This window comes from Pseudomonas sp. HY13-MNA-CIBAN-0226 (genome assembly GCF_040310305.1).
In the GTDB taxonomy this organism is placed as follows: Bacteria; Pseudomonadota; Gammaproteobacteria; order Pseudomonadales; family Pseudomonadaceae; genus Aquipseudomonas; species Aquipseudomonas gregormendelii.
Genome location: NZ_JBEOPS010000424.1, coordinates 1 through 254 on the forward strand (window position 1 = coordinate 1; position 254 = coordinate 254).

Here is a 254-nt window from a genome sequence, read left to right on the forward strand (position 1 = left end):
GTATAGAGCTTTTGCTCACGCAAGGTGGCTTTGATACGTGCCACTTCAGCAGGCGAGGACATCTTAACCCGAATCCAATCTGGCTTTTTCTTCGCCTCGACGGTCGGAATCACTTTAATTGGGATACGCGCAACTTTATCATAGCCACGTAGCTTTTCGCCTTGGATGGCTTTTCTAGGTTTGGCCTTAGCTGCAGGCACATGTGTTTGTACGGCAGTTGTCATAATAAATTATCTCTTAACCCTCTATATAGT

General features: G+C 45.7%; 1 pseudogene. It reads right to left on the bottom strand.

The features are described from left to right. Positions 1–224, bottom strand: a pseudogene (locus tag AAEZ05_RS29360) (lipoyl synthase); the annotation flags it as partial. Positions 225–254: the final 30 nt, after the last annotated feature.